Source organism: Corallococcus sp. AB038B, assembly GCF_003668955.1.
Lineage (GTDB): Bacteria > Myxococcota > Myxococcia > Myxococcales > Myxococcaceae > Corallococcus > Corallococcus exiguus.
In genome coordinates this window covers 1-14,973 of record NZ_RAWO01000014.1, presented here as the reverse complement: position 1 = coordinate 14,973, position 14,973 = coordinate 1, and the positions used below count along the sequence as shown (strand labels likewise).

Here is a 14,973-nt window from a genome sequence, read left to right as displayed (position 1 = left end):
TCTTATTTTTCCATCGCATGTAGATCTGAAATGACCAGACTTGCCAAGTCATCCATCCAGTCACGCAAGTTGTCGAGGGTTAGTGTTTCTCCGTGGCGACGCTCATTGCTGCCTTGGGCGTGTGCATCAAATCCTGCGAAGAGTGTGCTGTGTTCTGAGGGGTCAGCGCTCTTGGTTGTCACGGCTACTGAGTAGGATCTTTGATCCTGCCAGAGCGCTTTTTCCGCCAGTGACTGTGCCGAATGTGGATTGATACGTTGAAGTATTGTAGTTAGTTCAGCTACAATTTCGTGGTCTCGGTCGCCTTGCTCGTGCTTATCGATTTCCGGCCATACCTGCTGGGAGATTTTGTTGCGCGGATTGTCTGTTGCTTTTTGTTCGCAAATCCGTACGCCTGCTGGCGACAGTGCTGTGGTCTTGGTGTGGATTATAATTCCGTCGAGTCCATGGTCGGCTTTTCTGATTTGCGGGGCCCGCAGAATGTCAGTGGGCGATGCTTTGGCTAGTGCTGCGAGCCATGCGATTAATTGAAACAGCCATCCATCTCGATGGAATTTTTGCTGCTGGTTCTGAGGTGGGGCTAGGGCTTTGATTGCGGCGGCGATAGCGTTGGTGTGTGGTGTGGTGCTTTCGAGTTTGTCGAGCTTCCTGAGTATGTTTTCGATGTGTAGATGGTATCCGGCTGCTATGTAGGCGATGTGCTTTGCTAGCGTCTTCTTGTTTGTTATTTCCCAGGCAAACGAGTGCCATGGCTGTGTGTGTGTGATGCTGCTTATGCTTATGGGCCAGGCGTTGAGGGCTGTCGGATCTGCAGTCGTCGAGAGTTGGTTCGGCTGCGCCGGCGGGGCTGACTGATTGGCTGGTAGGGTGGGGCTTGGTGAGGCTGATTCGGCCGCCGCATTTGCGGAGTGGGCTTTGGGGGCTCCAGTCATGAGGCCTGGAGGCTAAATTGTCTTGAAGACTACTTTGAAGTGAATGCGTGTTCAGGAGGTCTTGTCTGACTCTCTTGGTGGTTTGGTGGGACTTGCGGGAGTGTTTGATGTTCGGTTGAAATGTGTCGTGTTGCTGCCTTGGCTGGGCCGCTTCAGTCTTGATTTTGAGTCTGATGAGACGGCCTCGCCGCATGCTTCGGCACTAGCTGCGGAGTGCAGACTTGCGTCTAACGTCTGCTGCCGTTGTCACGGCGTGCGGCTGCGCACGGTCTCGTCGCTCCGGGGCACGTCCGCGTAGCCCGTCATCTCCAGGTAGCCGCGCCCCTGCACGGGCTGGCCCTCGCGCGTGCCGTCCACGGTCATCGCGCCCTCCCAGTAGCGCACCAGCACCGGCAGTTCCTGGTCCGGCAGCTTCGGCGTCACGGTCAGCTCCAGCGACACCTTGGGGACCTGGACGCGCCAGCCCGCCGGGTACTCGCCACCGCGCGGGCTCTTCCAGGTGCCCCGTGGCTCAAGCTTCATGTCCTCCGCGGTCAGGTGCACGGCCTCACCTGTCGTGGGGACATACGCGCCCGCGCTGAAGGCGTCCTTCGAACCGTCCTTCTTGCGCAGCTGGTAGAGCATCAGCTCGCTGCCGTCGGAGAGCTGGAGCGCGAACCAGTCCCAACCCACCTGGTCACCGCTCAACGCGTTGGTGCTCCACTCGCGGTCCATCCAGCTCTCGCCCTTCACCTGCACCGTCTGGCCGTCCACCGACACCGTGCCCAGAGAAGGCATGCGCGGCATCGAGTAGTAGTAGGACGCGTTGCCCCGCTCCGCCCCCTTCTGGCTCAAACCCTTGTCGCCCTGGAGCACCGGCGGCTTGCCCTCGTCCAGCGTCAGCTCCAGCGTCACCCCGTCGCCCTGCGCGCGCAGGTGCATGGGCCACGTGCCGCCCGTGCCTTCGCTGCGCACGTCCCAGTCCTGAAGCCAGACATGGAAGGGCGCCCCGTCCGCGCCCGCCAGTCCCTGCGCCGCGCGGCTGAATCGCTCGGTGACGTGGAACTTCCCGGCGCTCACGTCCGTCAACGTGAAGTGCCCCATGAACACCTGCCGCGTGCCCCAGTTGGACTCACGCCGCGGCTGCTCTGGCGACAGCGCGCTGCGGAACAGCGTGAACTGGTAGCCGAAGGCGCGCCCGTCCTGCGTCTCTAGATTTCCTGTCCAGTACCACCACTCGGTGCGGAAGTCGGGGTGGGGGCCGTGGTCCTCCGGGAAGTGGAAGGGCCGGGGCTCCATCGCGCGCGCGTAGCCCTCCGTGCCGCCGTCTCCTCCCATCGCGGACGCGACCGTCATGCCGCCTGTGTTCGCGGGCCCGGTGTCCTCCGTGTCCCGCAGCACCACGCCCACCGCCACGCCCAGCGCGGCGAGCACCAACACCACCCCGATGACGAGTCCCCGCCCCATGCCTCACTCCTCCCGCAGCGCCATGGCCGGGTTCGCGCGCGCCATGCGCCACGCCGGGTACAGCCCCGCGAGCGCCGCCGCCACCAGGGCCAGCACCAGCGCCTGTCCCACCACGCCCGGCGCCACCACCAGCTGCAACGTCCACCCGAACGAGCGTTGGTTGATGACGTGCACCAGCACATAGGCCAATGCCAACCCCAACGGCACGGAGAACAGCCCCGCGAGCAAGCCCAGCAGGCCCGTCTGCAACGACACCATGCCCCACAGTTGTCCCGGCGTGAGCCCCGTCGCGCGCAGCACCGCGAACTCGCGCGCCCGCTCCAACTGCAACGACATCAGCGCGCTCAGCACGCCCACGAACGCGACGCCAATGGCCAGCAAGCGCAGCACCTGCGTGATGGTGAAGGTCCGGTCGAACACCTCCATCGACGCCTGCCGCAGCGCCCGGTTCGCGCGCACGTTCAAGGCCTGCTCACCGCCCGCGCGGTCGCGCACGCGGGCCACCAGTTCGTCCACGTCCTGTCCGGGCGCGGCGAAGAGGGACAGGCCGGACACGCCCCGGTCCTCGTACCAGTGCTCATACGTGGCACGCGGCATCAGCACCGTCCCCACGTCCGAGCCATAGTCGAAGTACACGCCCGCCACGCGGAAGTCGTGCGGCCCCTTGTCGGTGGCGACTCGCAGCGTGTCGCCCGCGTGAACGCCCCGGTGGAACGCGAAGGGCTCCGACACGATGAGCGCGTCCGGTGACGCGTCCAACTGCCTCCACACGTCCTCCGCGCGTCCTTCCTTGAAGCGGTACGTCCGCTCGTGGCCCTTCGCGAAGTCCACCGCCAGCAGGTCCGTGTCCACGTCGTTGATGCGCACGTGGATGACGCGGATGGATCCGCTCGCTTCGACACCCGGCGTGGACCGCAGCTTCTCCGCGAGCCCTGGCACCAGCGACGAATCCCCGCGCCGCGCCACCAGTGACGGCGGCGACACGAACACGTCCGCCTGCAACGCGGACTCCAGCCACGCCGCCACCGTGCCTCGGAAGCTGGACACCATCAGGCCCACGCCCACCGTCGTCGCCACCGCGACCATCAACGCCGCCAGCGCCACCGCCGTGCGCGACAGGCTCGCCGTCACTCCGCGCGCCGCCATGCGTCCCAGTGGACCGAACATCGCGCCCAGCGGCCGCGCCGCCGCCACCGTCAGCTTCTCCGTCACCCAGGGCACCAGCAGCGCACTGCCCAGCAGCACGCCGAAGAGCCCCGCATACGCCGGCATCAGCGCCTGCGTGGGCCACGCGAGCACCGCCGCCGAGAGGGCCAGGATGATCAACCCCAGCACCGCCAGCCGGGGCGCCCGGTTGCGCGACACGTCCTCCACCGTCGAGCGCCGCAGCGCTGTCACCGGTGCCGCTCGCGCCGCTTCCCACGCGGGCACCAGCGCCGCCAGCACTGTCGCGCCCAGGCCCAGGCTCAGGCCCTTGATGAGCGTGAACGGCTCCAAGGACAGACGCCGCACGTTCACCACGAAGTACAGGTCGTTGATGGTGCGGGTGATGAGGCCCACCAGGCCGCTGGCCATCAGGATGCCCAGGAGCAGCCCCGCCGCGGTGCCCACCATGCCCAGGAGCAGGGCTTCGCCCAGCACCACCGCGAACAGCTCGCCTCGCGTCACGCCCACCGCGCGCAGCCGGCCCAGCATCCCGCGCCGCTGCACCACGGAGAACGTCATCGTGTTGTAGATGAGGAACATCCCCACCACGAGCGCCAGCAGCGACAGCGCGGTGAGGTTGGTGCGGAACGCCCGCGTCATCTGCTCCACCGTGCCCGCGCGCCCGGACGTCTGGACCAGCTCCGCGCCCGGCGGCAGCGTGGCCTTGAGCGCCGCGGCCTGCGCCTCTCCGCCCTTCAATCGCAGGTCCACGCGCGTCAGTCGGCCCTCCTGGCCCAGCACCTCCTGCGCGGTGGAGATGTCCGCGATGAGCAGTGATTCCAGCGCGCGCTCCGTCGTCTCCTGCGAAGGCGTCAGCAGGGCCGATACGCGCAGCTCCCGGCGAAGCCCTGTCACCATCACCGGCAGCGTGTCCCCGGCCTTCACGCCCAGGCTCCGCGCCGTCTTCGCGCCCATCACCACCGTGCCGGGCCGCGTGAGCAGCGTGCCGACGTCCCCCACCGCACCCCCGCTGGAGAAGTCCCGGAAGGGGGCCTCCGCGAACGGATCCAATCCCAGCAGCGTGAGCGTGCGGTGGTTGCCACCCTCCACCTGCACGAAGCCCTGCACCACGGGCGCCGCCTCCGGTGCGTCCGGCCGCAGCTTCAGCGCCGTGTAGACGCCCTCCGGCAGACCGGAGGTGCCTCCTGCGATTTGATGCGTTGCGCGACCCGCGACGACGTCGGTGGATTGCTCGAAGGCTCGCAGCGCGCTGCCGCTCGCCAGGTCGATGGACACCACCACCGCCACGCCCATCGCGATGCCCAGGAGAGACAGTGCAGTGAGCCACGGGTGCCCGCCCAGGTGCCGCAGGCTGGAGCGTGCGAGCAGCGCTCTCATGGCATTCCCCGGCCGCGCGCACCGCCGGGGCGCTCCACCAGGCGTCCGTTCTCCATCGTCAGCACGCGGTCCGCACGCTCCGCCATCGCGGGTTCGTGCGTGACGATGAGCGCGCACGCGTTGCCTTGCCGTGTGAGTCCTTCCAGCAGGTCCAACACCTGACCGCCCGTCTCCTCGTCCAGGTTGCCCGTGGGCTCGTCCGCCAGCAGCAGCGGCGGGGCATGGGCCAGGGCTCGCGCCACCGCCACGCGCTGCTGTTCTCCGCCGGAGAGCCGGTCCGGGAAGCTGTTCGCGCGCGTTCCCAATCCCACCCGTTCCAGCAGCTCCCTCGCCCGCGCGCTGGCCTCGGCGCTCGAGCGGCCGAGCAGCTCCAGCGGCAGCCGCACGTTCTCCTCCACCGTCAGCGTGGGCAACAGGTTGAACGCCTGGAAGATGAAGCCGACGCGCTCGCGGCGCAGCAGCGTGCGGTCCCGCTCCGGCATGCGCCCCAGGTCGCGGCCCTCCACCAGGATTTCGCCGTGCGTCGCCTGGTCGATGCCGCTGATGAGGTTGAGCAGCGTGGACTTGCCGGAGCCGCTGCGGCCCAGCAGCACCACGAACTCGCCCCGGTGCAGGGCGAGCGATGTGCCGGAGAGCACCTCGCGCACGGAATCGCCTTCCGCGTAGGACTTGGTGACGCCGCGCAGTTCGACGAGGGGCCGCGAATCGGGAGGAGAGGAAGGCATGCCGGGCATCCGACATAGCCGATGCCCAGCATCCGGGAGCGTTTCCCCGTCCAACCGGGAGGGATGCCCGCTACTGGACGCCAGCAGCGCCAGGGAGCGCTCAACCCATGACACCCGGCAGGTTGTCCGGGTTGCTTTTCGTGCGTGCCGAGACGTCTCGGTGTTTGATGGCCACCTCTCCTCGCCGGAAGCCTTGCCTTCCGCGGGGTAGGGGGGGCCACACATGAATGAAGCCCAGGCCGGGTGGGTCGCGGCGTCCGGCAGTGTGCCCCCGCCGCTGCATGAGCTGCTTCAACAGCTCCCTGCCTTCTTCGGCCTCTACCGCGGCCCCGGCCACCACATCGAGTTCAGCACCTCCACGCGACTGCCGCTGCTCGACACGCGAGGCCAGGTGGGCATCCCCCTGCGCGAGGCCTGCCCGCAACTGGATGGCCCCGGCTGGCACGAGGCCTGGGACCGCGTCTTCGCCACCGGAGAAGCCCTGCACCTGCGCGAGGCGTCCGCCCGCGCGTGCCCCGCGGACGAGGAGCTCTTCTTCAACCTGTCCCTGCTGCCGCGCCGCGACGCGCAGGGGAAGGTGGAGGGCGTGCTCGCCTTCGCGGTGGACGTGACGGAGCTCGTGAGCACCCGCCGCGCCGCGTGGACCACCGCGGCCTGGCGCACCGAACGCCTCCAGGCGATGACCGCCGCGCTCTCCGAAGCGCTCACGCCCGCGCAGGTGGTGGAGGTGGCCGCGCGCGAAGGCGCCCTCGCCATGGGGGCCCTCACCGGCCTGGTGGTGGTGCCAGAAGGGACGACCCTGGACGTCTTCGAGCGCGCCGCCGCGCATGGCTTCTCTCCCGGTGAGCTGGAGGGCTGGCAGCGCTTCGAGGTCTCCGCGACCTGTCCCCTCACGGACGTGACGCGCACCCGCGAGCCCTGCGCGCTGAGCTCATGGACGGAGTGCATGGCGCGCTACCCCAGGCTCGCGCAGCTGTCCCGTGAGCGGACCCTGTTGGCCTGGGCATCCGTGCCGCTGGTGAGCGGTGGGCGCGTGTTCGGCGCGCTGGGCCTGGGCTTCGGCGACGCGCGCGACTTCGACGCGCCGGAGCGTGCCTTCCTGCTGACGGTGGGCCGTTTGTGCGCGCAGGCGCTGGATCGCGCGCGCCTGTACGACGAGGAGCGCGCGGCCCGGAGCGTCGCGGAGGCCGCCAGCCGCGCCAAGGACGCGTTCCTCGCCACGGTGTCCCATGAGCTGCGCACGCCGCTCACGTCCATCCTCGGCTGGTCGCAGATGCTGCGGCAGGGCCTGCTGGGTGAAGACAAACGACAGCGCGCGGTGGAGGCCATCGAGCGCAACGCCCGCGCGCAAAGACAGCTCATCGAGGACCTGCTCGACATCAGCCGCATCGCCAACGGCCGTCTGCGCCTGGAGCCGGTGCCGCTGGAATTGGGCCACGTGGTGGAGGCGGCGCTGGATGCCGTCAGGCCCACGGCGCTCGCGCGTGAGCTGACGCTCGATGTCTCCGTGGACGAGGATGGCGTGCCGCTGTTCGGCGACCCGGACCGCTTGCAGCAAGTGGTGTGGAACCTGCTCTCCAACGCCATCAAGTTCACCCCGCACGGCGGCCACGTGACGGTGTCCGCGCGCACGTGCGACGAGGGCGCGGAGTTGGTGGTGCGCGACGACGGCGAGGGCATCCCCGCTGACTTCCTGCCCTTCCTCTTCCAGCGCTTCCAGCAGGCGGACACCAGCGTGAGCCGCCAGCACGGAGGCCTGGGCCTGGGCTTGTCCATCGTGCGGCACCTGGTGGAGCTGCACGGCGGCACCGTGACGGCCGTCAGCGATGGGCTGGGGAAGGGCGCCACGTTCACCGTCGTGCTGCCCAACTCGCGCGTGGGCACGGCCCCGGGCTCCTTGCGCGTGCCGCGTCCCGTGGAGGGCCTGACGCTGCCGCGCTTCCCGGAGCTGGAGGGCCAGCGCGTGCTGGTGGTGGATGGCCAGCCGGACGCGCGCGAGTGGATGTCCGTGCTGCTCACCCGCGTGGGCGCGCACGTGCTCACCGCCACCAACGTTACTGACGCCATGGATGAAGTGCGCCGCTCTCCGCCCACGGTGCTGGTGACGGACGTGACGCTGGCCGGCGAGGACGGCTATTCGCTCCTGTACCGGCTGCGCGCGCTGCCCTGGGAGTCCGGAGGCGGTGTGCCCGCGCTCGCCGTCACCGCCGCCGCGCGCCGCGAGGACCGCGACCGCGCCCTTCGCGCGGGCTTCAGCGCCTTCGTCACCAAGCCGCTCGACGCGGTGGAGCTGCTCACGGCGGTGGCGCGTCTTGCTCCGGCCAATCCGGTCGGCTCCTGAAGTCCTCCTCCGCACGCCACGGCTGGAGGAAGTCCCCCACCTCCCGGGAGAGCCGCGCACCGCTCACGTCGCGCGGGATGATGTGGAAGCCCTCCGGATAGGCCACGTGCCGCACCTGGGGACAGGCCTTCATCCGCCGCGCGAGCCAGCGTCCGCCCTCCGGATCCACCACGTGGTCCTGCTCAGCGGTGGCCACCAGTACCGGGCAGCGCACCCGGGGCGCGTCCGCCAGCGCCAGGTCCTGCAGCCTGCACAGGTCGCGCAGCCGGGCGACCGGGAACGCGGGCAGCACCGGCGCCTTCGCCAGCACCTCCGGGTCGGAGATGTCCGTGCCGCCCTTGTCCACCCACGGCGTGGTCCATTCGAGCAGCGGCGTGCGGCACAGCTGTCTCACCAGCGCCATGCGCGCGCCCCGGAAGCGCACCGCGGGCGCCACCAGCGCGAGCGCGTGCACGGCTTCCGGTTGATGCGCGGCCAACCGCAGCGCCAGGAGCGCACCCATGGACAGTCCGGCGACGAACACGCGGCGGTGTCCGGAGAGCGACGCCAGCGCTTCGTCCGCGCAGGCCTGCCAGTCGCGGAAGTCCACGCCCAGCATCGCCTCTGGCGTGGTGCCGTGCCCCGGAAGCCTGGGCGCCACCACGCGCATCCCCCGCGCCGCCAGGGCCTCACCCAGGGGACGCACCTCCCAGGGACTGCCGGTGAAACCATGCAAGAGCAGGCAGGCGTCCGGCCCCCGCCCCAGCGTGAAGGGCGCGGTGGACTCTCCGTCGATGTCCCGCCAGCGCGTGCTCACGGGGAGGACACTGGCCACGACGGGCCCCAGGCGCTATGCCGCCTGACTCATGGCCGACACTCCGACGAAGCCCCCTGAAGTGCAGCTCCAGGTGCAGATGACCGAAGAGGTGTCCAATGGCCAGTACAGCAACCTGGTCCTGACGAATCACACGGACTCGGAGTTCGTGTTGGACTTCCTCTATGTCCAACCTCAGCAGCCCCTGGCCCGTGTCCGCTCGCGCATCATCACCAGCCCGCGCCACGCCAAGCGGCTCTTGAAGGCACTCCAGGAAAACGTGCAGCGCTACGAAGCGCGCTTCGGCGCCATCACCCTGGGCGAGGACGACGGCCCCAAGCACTGAAGGGCAGGCGCCGCCGGGACTTTCCCTCGCGGCCTTTCCCGGCGCACACTGAGCGGCATCGTGTTCCGAGCCCTCGTGTTCGCCGCTGCCCTGTTGTCCGCCGCCAACGCCTCCGCCCAGTGCACCGGCGACGGAGTGCAGCTGTATCCCGCGCCGGGCGGCATCGTCCCCACCAACATGCGCATCCTGCTGGAGGGCGTGGGCACCGCGAAGTCGCCGGTGCTGGGACTGGTGGGCAAGCCGCTGAAGCTCGTCTCCACCGACCACGAGGTGAAGCTCAAGGTCACCAAGGGTTGGGAGAGCTCCCTGGGCCGCGCCACCGTCATCCTCAAGCTGGCGGAGCCAATGCAGGCGGACAAGCGCTACTTCCTGAACCTGCAGGAGGTGCTCCCCAACATCGCCCTCCTCAACGGCCAGGTGGGCGCGCAGCCGTCGTGGCTGAGCGGCAAGGGGCCGGACGCCAAGGCGCCTAAATGGGTGAAGCGCCCCGCGGTCTCGGAAGGCTTCGTGCGCCGCTCGCCCCAGGGCATCGCGCGCTTCGTGAAGCTCAACCTGGCGCTGCGCGAGGAGAGCCCCGCTTTCCTGGTGGTGAAGCTGTCGCCGCGCCGGCTGGGCATCTCTCCCCAGCAGTACCTGCTGCCCGTGCAAGGCAATACGGCTTATCTGGGGCATGAGGCCTGCGGTGGTGCGTTCTCCCTGGAGGACGGGCGCAGCTATCGCGCGCGCATCGAGGCCTTCGATGCAGCGGGCAACCTGGCGCCATCCACGCCTCCCGTGGACTTCGAGGCCCCGTCCGCCCAGGGCCCTTAGTAGTGTGTCTGCCCGTTCAACCCGCGACAGGGAGACAACGGGCATGACGGCGACGGTGGATGTGGAGGGTTTGAAGGGGCGCATGGCCGCCTTCATCCAGAAGCTCCAGGACGACATCTGCGGAGCGCTGGAGGAACTGGACGGCCAGGGCCGCTTCCGCGAGGACGCGTGGAGCCGCCCCGGCGGCGGTGGCGGCCGCAGCCGCGTGTTGGAGGATGGCGCCGTCCTGGAGAAGGCGGGCGTCAACATCTCCATCGTCCACGGCGAATTGGAGGAGGCCTTCGCCAGGAAGCTCCAGGGCGAGGGGCGCACCTTCTGGGCCGGTGGCCTGTCGCTGGTGCTGCACCCGAAGAGCCCGCATGTGCCCACGGTGCACGCCAACTACCGCTTCATCCACCAGGGCGGGCGCGCGTGGTTCGGCGGCGGCGCGGACCTGACGCCGTACTACCTGGATGAAGCGGACGCGGCGCACTTCCACCGCGCGCACAAGGCCGCGTGCGACGCGCACGACCCCACGTACTACCCGCGCTTCAAGGCCGCGTGCGACTCGTACTTCCACCTGCGCCACCGGGGCGAGGCGCGCGGCCTGGGCGGCATCTTCTTCGAGAACATGGGCGGTGACCTGGAGCGCGAGTTCGCGTTCGTGCAGGCGTGCGGCAACAGCTTCATCCCCGCGTACCTGCCCATCGCGCGGAAGCACAAGGACACGCCGGTGACGGAGGAGCAGCGCTACTGGCAGGAGGTGCGCCGGGGCCGCTACGTGGAGTTCAACCTCGTCTACGACCGGGGCACCCTCTTCGGCCTGGAGACGCAGGGGCGCACGGAGTCCATCCTGATGTCGCTGCCGCCGCGCGTGCGTTGGCGCTACGACTACCACCCGGAGCCCGGCACGCCCGAAGGCCGGCTGGTGGAGGTGCTGCGCAATCCCCGGGAGTGGGCCTGATGTCCTCGGCTCCAGAGCCCGGCCCCGCGCGCCCGCGCAACCTCGCGGTGCGCGTGGGCGTCGCGGTCACGGTGTTCCTCGCCGTGGCCATGAGCTGCCTGTACATCGCCTACCTGCCCATCATGGGGGCGTCGGGCCGGAGCCGCGCGTCGCCGGAGCGGGTGGCCAATGAGGCCCGCGTCCAGGTGCTGGCCCTGTGCGACGCAGTGCAGGGCTTCCGCGACGAGCACGGCGACTACGTGTCCATCGCGCCCTATCCCGCCCCCGTGCCCCAGCGGGGCGAGGCCGTGCCGTTCCCGAACGACCACGAGGACTTCCGACGCATTGGCTTCGATCCCGGCCCCGCCGTTCACCTCCAGTACGAGGTGCGGGTGGAGGAGAGCCCCGTGGGTGAACCCGAGGTGTCCTGCCTCGCCCGCGTGGACGAAGATGGCGACGGCCTCAACGCCGTGTACCGCGTCCGTCTGGATGCCAACGGAATGACCAGCCCCGTGGAGGTGGAGCGCGAGGGGGAGTAGCCCCCCATGCAACTCGGGGTTCTCGTTGTGAGAGAATCCTTCGTGATGGGAAACGTCGGCGACATCCGCGGCCCCCGCGCAGGAGGTCCTCCCGGCTCTGGTGGGCCCCGCTCCGGCGGTGGGCCCTCCGCGCCGACGGGCCCGTCGCCGGCGTCTCCGTTCCGCGATGACGGGATGGAGACCTCCACCCCCACCACCACGTCCGGCGACCGCACCCGCATTGGCTCCCCGCCCGTGGGACTTCCGCCGGAAGCCGATGGTGGCGCGCCGTTGGAGTCTGGAGCGGAGCCCGGCGAGCCCGGCCTCCCCGGTGGCGAAGGGACGGAGGCCGGCGCCTCTCCGGAGGGTGGCGACGTGGGCCCCCGTTCGGTCCGCGTCGGCATTCCCAACCGGGGGCCTCGCTCTGACGGGACGGGTCGGGCCCCTCGCGCGGACGTCGGCACGGGCTTCGAGTCCCCCGGCGCGGCCACGCAGACCCCCCGGCGCAAGGGCGGCGACGGCTTCCGGACGCCCGGCTCCCTCCCCACCACCGCCAGCCCCTACCTGGGCGCGGGCGAGGCGCGGGGGCCGGTGCTGGACGTGGAGTCGCTCATCCCCTCCGACTTGAACGACCTGGAGAGCCACCTCGCGGTGGGCAAGCGCTTCGCGTCGGACGGGGCGCTCCTGTCCGCGCAGGTGCGGCCCTCGTCGCTGCCCTCGTCGGACCGGGTGGCCCGCCTGTGGGTCTTCTTCGCCGCCTACGCGGAGGCCGCCGCTCAGCACCCGCCCGCCGCGGAGGGCAAGGCCGCCTTCGAGCAGGCCCTCAAGGACCAGGGCTTCGCCCACCTCCAGGACGCCCACACCGGGCAGAACGGCGTGGAGGCCGGGATGTGGGTGATGGACGCGCCCACCCCCGAGGAGGCCCGCGAGCGCGCGGACGCCGTCCGGCTGGAGCCCCCTCCCGACGTGCGGCACTCCGAGCAGGCCGCCCCGCTCACCCCTGGCCTCTACCAGCCGCTGCCCGGCCCCTTCGTGCGCCGGGACGCCCAGGGACAGCCCCTCCAGAACGACGACCCCCGCGACCGCCATGGCACCGACCGCCGGCTGGGCGGCCGCATGTTCTGGAACGTGCTCCACACCTTCCGGGCCGGCGAGGACACGGAGGACTCCGCCGTCACCCAGGCCCAGTGGGACCGCATGATTTTCGGAGCGGTGCTGGCCATGGTGGGCCTGGCCCTGGCGGCCATCGCGCTCGTCAGCTCCCTCTAGGAGCGACGGGGCGCGTCGAAAGCCTTGGGGTTGGCGCGGCTTGTGCTACGGTGCCGCGCACTTGGCCACCGACGACCTCACACTCGTCAAGCGCGTCCGCAGCGGGGACCAGCGCGCCTTCAAGCTCCTCGTCGAGCGTTACCAGCGCAAGGTGTATGCCGTCGCGCTCGGAATGCTGAAGGACAAGGAGGAGGCGATGGACGTCTCTCAGGAGGCGTTCGTCAAGGTCTACAAGTACCTGGACCACTTCAAGGGCGACGCGTCCTTCTACACGTGGCTCTACCGCATCACGTCCAACATCTGCATCGACGTGCTGCGCAAGCGCCGCGGCGGCGGCGAGGCCGTGGAGTTCGACGAGACGCAGGAAGTGGACCTCTCCGAAGCCCGCATCGGCGCGCTCGGCAGCCGCCTGGGGACCAATCCCCAGAAGAGCGCCCTGCGCAAGGAGCTGGCGGAGAAGATCCAGGAAGCCCTGGCCACGGTGCCGGAGAAGCACCGCGCCATCCTCCTGCTGCGCGAAATCGAGGGAATGTCCTACGAGGACCTGGCCCGCACGCTGGACATCCCCAAGGGCACGGTGATGAGCCGGCTCTTCCACGCGCGCGCCAAGGTGCAGAAAATCCTGGGGGATTATCTGGAGCTGGACGAAGCCAAGAGCGGAGTGGGCAACGAATGAGGATGCCAGAAAGGCCTCCTCGAATATCCGTGGGGCCCGTCGCGTCCTCACCGACGAATTCCCACCAGCCCGCAGGGTGAAGAGTATGGCCGGAAATCCCGCGTGTGAGCGTTTCGTACCGCTCCTGTCTCCCTACATCGACGGTGAAATCGCTCCCGGGGAGCGCGTCAACGTGGAGCGGCACCTGGCCGCCTGCCGGGATTGCACAGGCCGCGCGGCGGACCTGCGCGCCGAGTCCGGGTTGCTCCGGGTCGGCCTGGACATGGCGGTGGACGACGTCGACTTCAAGGACTTCGCCCAGAAGGTCATGGCCCGGGTGACGCCGGAGAAGCCGCCCCTCATCGAGCGGATGCGGCTGGCCCTGTCGGAGATGTTCCTCTACCAGCGCACGGCGATGATTTCGTCGCTGGCCACCGCCGCGGTGGTGATGCTGGTGGCCCTGCCGCTGGTGCTGCGCGACAGCGCGCCGGAGGGCTACGCCGCCGAGCGCATGACGGTGAAGTCCATCCAGTCCTACCAGGGCGCCCGCGTGGCCCCGGTGGTGATGGAGACAGAGGGCGGCGGCTCCATCATCTGGATGGTGGACGAGCAGGAGCAGGCCCCGGAGCCCGTGAAGGAGAAGAAGCCGGGCGCGGTGGAGTCCCAGGATTCGAGCGTGGAGCAGGATGGCCAGGGAGGACAGCCGACGCCGGCTCCGTCCGTCCCGCCCCGGCCCACCGGAGGAGCGCTATGACGAAGCCGACGTGGGCGGTGCTGGCTCTGCTGTTCGCCGTGGGTCTGGTGATGGGGCCGGCGGTCGCCTCCGCCCAGGAGCAGAAGGTGAAGGTGCAGGTGGAGGTGGTGCTGGCCTCCAACAAGGGCACCGCGGTGGAGCCGCCCGAGCTCAACAAGATGAAGGAGGCGTTCCAGAAGCAGAATTTCAGCTTCACCTCCTTCAAGCGCATGTCGCTGGACACCGTGGAGGTGGGCGCCCAGAAGCCCACGGAAGTGAAGCTCCCCAACGGGACGAACGCGTCGCTCCAGTTGCTGGGCATGAAGGACGGCAGCGCCACGCTGCGTGTCATCATCCCGAACCAGTCCTCCGTGGAGGTGGAGCTGGGCCGTCAGGGCGCCGTGTACCAGAAGGCCGGCAAGCACGTGGGTGGCGAACTCATCCTCGTCCTGGTGCCGCCGTCGAAGTAGCCGTGTGAGTCGTGACGGATGCGCGCCGCCCCCGAGGCAGGCGCCGTCCGCGGAATCCCCACCCTGACGCCTGGATGGCCCCCAACTCCCCGGGCGGCCCCGCGTCAGGGCCCACCGTCCCTGAAGCTTCCCAGGTCCTCGCACATCCACCCCTGCGTGGACGGTGTGCTGTCCCAGCGTCGGACAGCTCCGTCCCCCGCCTGACGTGCGCCGGGGTGCGCATGGCACCGGAGGGCAGGAAAGAGGGCGGATCTACCTGGAGCCGGGCTGAAAGAAAGTCAGTCCTGCCCTGCGAGGCAGGGGTGCTCCGGGCTTTGTTCCCTCGGAAAACGCTGGGTTGAGCGACGGCACGGCAGTTGCTCTTGGGTATGAGGGCAGGACGGGCGGGACGGTGGGCGGGCAGGGCGGCGGGGCGGGACGGGGCAGCACGGGGCGGGACGGGGCAGGGCGGGTCGGGGCAGCAAGGCAG

14 protein-coding genes are annotated in these 14,973 nt (G+C 69.6%); 9 read left to right on the top strand and 5 right to left on the bottom strand.

The window, feature by feature from the left end; translation table 11 throughout:
• Window positions 1–2: 2 nt before the first annotated feature.
• From D7Y04_RS44185 to D7Y04_RS35670, 4 genes are all read right to left on the bottom strand, one after another.
• The gene (locus tag D7Y04_RS44185; RefSeq protein ID WP_147477267.1) at window positions 3–932 is read right to left on the bottom strand and encodes a hypothetical protein; all 930 of its coding nucleotides are present in this window, start codon (window positions 930–932) and stop codon (window positions 3–5) included.
• A gap of 246 nt (window positions 933–1,178) precedes the next feature.
• Entirely contained in the window at window positions 1,179–2,378 is a 1,200-nt protein-coding gene (locus tag D7Y04_RS35680) for a lipocalin-like domain-containing protein (RefSeq protein ID WP_121762222.1), read from the bottom strand.
• A gap of 3 nt (window positions 2,379–2,381) precedes the next feature.
• Entirely contained in the window at window positions 2,382–4,922 is a 2,541-nt protein-coding gene (locus D7Y04_RS35675) for an FtsX-like permease family protein (protein WP_121762221.1), read from the bottom strand.
• On the bottom strand, window positions 4,919–5,647 hold the full coding sequence (locus D7Y04_RS35670; protein WP_121762320.1) for an ABC transporter ATP-binding protein: 729 nt from the start codon (window positions 5,645–5,647) through the stop codon (window positions 4,919–4,921). Before D7Y04_RS35670 ends, D7Y04_RS35675 begins: the two co-directional genes overlap by 4 nt.
• 223 nt (window positions 5,648–5,870) lie before the next feature.
• On the opposite strand from D7Y04_RS35670, the gene D7Y04_RS35665 reads away from it, so the two are divergent.
• Window positions 5,871–7,988 (top strand): ATP-binding protein, encoded by a 2,118-nt coding sequence (locus D7Y04_RS35665; protein WP_121762220.1) that lies wholly within the window; start codon window positions 5,871–5,873, stop codon window positions 7,986–7,988.
• Here the strand turns inward: D7Y04_RS35665 and D7Y04_RS35660 are convergent.
• Window positions 7,942–8,763: a carboxylesterase gene (locus D7Y04_RS35660; RefSeq protein WP_121762319.1), complete on the bottom strand. Its 822-nt coding sequence runs from the start codon at window positions 8,761–8,763 to the stop codon at window positions 7,942–7,944. The two genes, D7Y04_RS35665 and D7Y04_RS35660, sit on opposite strands and share 47 nt — an antisense overlap.
• Window positions 8,764–8,833: 70 nt before the next feature.
• Between D7Y04_RS35660 and D7Y04_RS35655 the strand changes: the two genes are divergently transcribed.
• The 8 genes from D7Y04_RS35655 to D7Y04_RS35620 all read left to right on the top strand — a co-directional run bounded on the left by D7Y04_RS35655 (window position 8,834) and on the right by D7Y04_RS35620 (window position 14,504).
• Window positions 8,834–9,127, top strand: coding sequence for a DUF3467 domain-containing protein (locus D7Y04_RS35655; protein ID WP_121762219.1), 294 nt, complete (start codon window positions 8,834–8,836; stop codon window positions 9,125–9,127).
• A gap of 57 nt (window positions 9,128–9,184) precedes the next feature.
• Window positions 9,185–9,937 carry a hypothetical protein gene (locus tag D7Y04_RS35650; protein ID WP_370457297.1) on the top strand — a complete coding sequence of 251 codons (753 nt, stop codon included), beginning with the start codon at window positions 9,185–9,187 and terminating at the stop codon, window positions 9,935–9,937.
• A gap of 43 nt (window positions 9,938–9,980) precedes the next feature.
• Entirely contained in the window at window positions 9,981–10,880 is a 900-nt protein-coding gene (gene hemF / locus D7Y04_RS35645; RefSeq protein ID WP_121762218.1) for an oxygen-dependent coproporphyrinogen oxidase, read from the top strand.
• Window positions 10,880–11,398 (top strand): hypothetical protein, encoded by a 519-nt coding sequence (locus D7Y04_RS35640; protein WP_171807100.1) that lies wholly within the window; start codon window positions 10,880–10,882, stop codon window positions 11,396–11,398. The genes hemF and D7Y04_RS35640 overlap by 1 nt, the downstream gene beginning before the upstream one ends.
• A 174-nt stretch (window positions 11,399–11,572) precedes the next feature.
• Window positions 11,573–12,646: an Immediate early protein ICP0 gene (locus D7Y04_RS35635; protein WP_216669303.1), complete on the top strand. Its 1,074-nt coding sequence runs from the start codon at window positions 11,573–11,575 to the stop codon at window positions 12,644–12,646.
• A gap of 61 nt (window positions 12,647–12,707) precedes the next feature.
• Window positions 12,708–13,322, top strand: a complete 615-nt coding sequence (locus D7Y04_RS35630; protein ID WP_120575660.1) for an RNA polymerase sigma factor — start codon at window positions 12,708–12,710, stop codon at window positions 13,320–13,322.
• A gap of 85 nt (window positions 13,323–13,407) precedes the next feature.
• Window positions 13,408–14,055, top strand: coding sequence for an anti-sigma factor (locus D7Y04_RS35625; protein ID WP_121762217.1), 648 nt, complete (start codon window positions 13,408–13,410; stop codon window positions 14,053–14,055).
• Entirely contained in the window at window positions 14,052–14,504 is a 453-nt protein-coding gene (locus D7Y04_RS35620; protein ID WP_120575622.1) for a hypothetical protein, read from the top strand. Before D7Y04_RS35625 ends, D7Y04_RS35620 begins: the two co-directional genes overlap by 4 nt.
• Window positions 14,505–14,973: the final 469 nt, after the last annotated feature.